The organism is Psychromonas sp. Urea-02u-13 (assembly GCF_002835995.1).
GTDB lineage: Bacteria > Pseudomonadota > Gammaproteobacteria > Enterobacterales > Psychromonadaceae > Psychromonas.
This window is the reverse complement of sequence record NZ_PJBZ01000159.1, coordinates 1-2952: the sequence shown is the minus strand read 5'-3', so window position 1 is coordinate 2952 and position 2952 is coordinate 1. Positions and strand designations below refer to the sequence as shown.

The window sequence follows — 2952 nt, the reverse complement described above, 5'->3', positions numbered from 1 at the left end:
TATAAATAAATAAGACAAAACAAGCAAAGACGGCCACGGCAAACGCATTATAATTGCTTACTGGCTTACGTTGCCTATTTATTCGCCTAAGTCCTTTTTTCTGTGGCGTAGATTCCTTGATATTGAAAATAACATGACCACGAAGCCACTTCGTTACACAGAGAACACGAAGAAACCAATAGCAAAAATTCAATTTGCTCATTAACCTTCTTTTTCTTCGTGCCTTCGTGGTTAATTGCTTTTGAACTATTGAAGCGCATTAAATCTATCTGGTTATATTTATTATGCACTTACCGTGGAACTTTATTTTAATGTAAAGGTTCAACAATCTAGTTTGACTTTTCTGCTCATGTAAATATGATGTGCTCTCATTCATACTTAAAACTGAGTTACATTTTTGAGATTCTCGCTTTTACAATTCAAGCGTCACACAGTTGCTTCATGGTCACTACTACTTGTAGCGATTGTCATGGCAGTGTGCTTCTCTCAAAACTTAGGCCTCTCAACGTCATGCCCTTCAGCCTCTCGCGTTGATATTACAGAGCAAATAACTTCAGAGTCACAACAAACCGTTTCTGCAGAATGCACTAGCAGTGAGCATCTGGTTAACACTTTTGTGGCTAATCTTGAGTTTGCCATTCCACTGTTTATTTTAGCGCTAGTAATACTCGCAAGCCTAATCAAACAATCGAGTTCAGTGCCGATTGTAAACCAAGCAAGCAATTATCATGGTGTCAGACGACATCTGGCCTTTTGCACCTTTCAAGAATAAATACTCCGTTAGTCCCTCTTTATTTGTCACTATTCAACACGTTTCACGAAACGATTGAGTTGTTCTATGATGTGGGTTTTCAATGGATTTCTATCTTTAATATTCCACTGAAAACACGACTTTCATATCAATTCAGCCCTCTGAAACCACGTCTTTAAGACCGTAAAATATGAATAGTGACTACGTTATTAATATTTCGGAGTACTACTGTGTTTACAATTCAACGATCAATGCCAATATCAATCATGCGTATAAAACTTTTGTTTTTATTCGCTTTAACCTTGCTGTCTTCTTTTTCAGTCTCAGCAAACTCATTTTCAACCGGCTGGTTAACCCACCCTAACCACCCGCCTGCACAAGTGCGTTTTATGCTCACCGGTGAGGTGGATGAAAATAACAATCAGGCGCGAGGTTTATTAGAAGTTAACCTTGAAGGCGAATGGAAGACCTATTGGCGCTCGCCAGGTGAAGGAGGCGTCTCCCCCATTCTCGACTGGAGTCAATCAAGTAATATTAGTGGCCTTGATTGGTACTGGCCTACCCCTGCTTTTTATGAAACATCGGGTGTCATGACCTTAGGTTATAAACATGATGTTGTGTTTCCGATGCTATTAACCTTTGATGATATTAATCAACCGATTACATTTTCAGGTAAGTTAACACTACCAACTTGTACCAATATTTGTGTACTTACAGATTATGATTTGGACCTCGCACCCATTTCGTTAACTGATTTAGAAACTGATATTAACGCACAGCATTTATATCAGCAGGGACTCTCAAAGGTTCCGGCAAAAAGTAAGTTAACCAACATAATCGCCTCATCATTCGATGTTGAATCACAGGTATTACAACTTCAAATTAGCCATCAAGGTGGCTGGGAAAACCCACAAATATTAGTTGATGGTGAGAAAATAACCGATGATTATCTGTCACAAGCAGACATAGCTATCAACGATGACATCGTGACGGCTACCTATCAGGTCACTAATTGGCTAGGTAAAACAGACTTGGTTGGGAAAGAAATCTCTATCACGGTTTCAGATACGCTTTTTGCCCACGAAGTTAGCGCTGTCGTTGATGATAATGCGCTGTTAAAAAATAGCTCAACGAGTATTGTCAGCATGATTATTTTTGCATTATTAGGGGGATTAATACTCAATATAATGCCCTGTGTTTTACCTGTTTTAGGCATGAAGCTCAATAGCATGGTCGCTTCAGCTCATAGCAGTAAACGCACGGTGCGCATACAGTTCTTGGCCTCTGCCGCCGGCATATTAACGTCGTTCTGGTTACTAGCAAGCGGACTATTGTTATTAAAATTTACTGGTAGTGCGATTGGTTGGGGAATTCAATTTCAAAACCCATTCTTTATTGGTTTTATGGTCATTATAACCGCCCTATTCACGGCCAATCTATTAGGCTTTTTTGAGCTAAGACTGCCAAGCCGATTTTCAACCTCTATCGCGTCTAAAGGCAATGATTCAACCCTGGGTCATTTTATACAAGGTATGTTTGCCACCTTATTAGCAACACCTTGTAGCGCGCCATTTTTAGGAACAGCAGTGGCCTTTGCATTAGGGGCAAGTGTCTTTGAAATGTGGATGATATTCACTTTCTTAGGTCTTGGTATGGCGTTACCTTGGTTGTTGTTTTCATTATTTCCAGGGCTAATTTCCTTTATGCCTAAACCGGGCGCATGGATGAATAAAGTGAAAATCCTATTTGGCCTGATGATGCTACTCACTACATTATGGTTATTAAGCTTAATGGCACCTTTTGTCGGTAATTTAGTGACCTTCATGATTGCATTATCACTGCTGGTTTTCTTCTTGTTTTTCATTGCAAAAAAACATGGGCAAAAAACCGTGATCATTATTTTAGCAGCCGTTGTGCTAACCAGTAGCGCCACTTTGATGATTGGTAGCCTGACCGCCAAACACTGGGCAACACCGCTGGAAGATAACCTTAACTGGGTTCCTCTTGATCAACAAAGTATTAATGAGTATGTAAAGCAGGGTAAAACCGTCTTTGTTGATGTCACGGCTGACTGGTGTATCACCTGTAAGGTAAATAAAATTGGCGTTACGTTACAAGACCCCGTGTACTCCGCTTTACAACAAGAGAATGTTATTACCGTCAAAGGTGATTGGACTAAACCTAATGATGTGGTGACTGAC

At 40.0% G+C, this 2952-nt stretch carries 3 protein-coding genes; 2 read left to right on the top strand and 1 reads right to left on the bottom strand.

All coding sequences use genetic code 11. The annotated features are described in order from the left end of the window. On the bottom strand, positions 1-202 hold a 202-nt coding region (locus tag CXF74_RS22735), incomplete at its 3' end, for a hypothetical protein (protein ID WP_232772608.1). A 195-nt stretch (positions 203-397) separates the two neighbouring features. Here CXF74_RS22735 and CXF74_RS20895 point away from each other — a divergent pair. Together CXF74_RS20895 and CXF74_RS20890 are read left to right on the top strand one after the other, a co-directional pair. Continuing rightward, on the top strand, positions 398-772 hold the full coding sequence (locus CXF74_RS20895; RefSeq protein ID WP_101084511.1) for a hypothetical protein: 375 nt from the start codon (positions 398-400) through the stop codon (positions 770-772). Positions 773-981: 209 nt separating this feature from the next. Continuing rightward, positions 982-2952: protein-disulfide reductase DsbD family protein (locus tag CXF74_RS20890; RefSeq protein WP_198552947.1), on the top strand; the 1971-nt coding region annotated here is incomplete at its 3' end.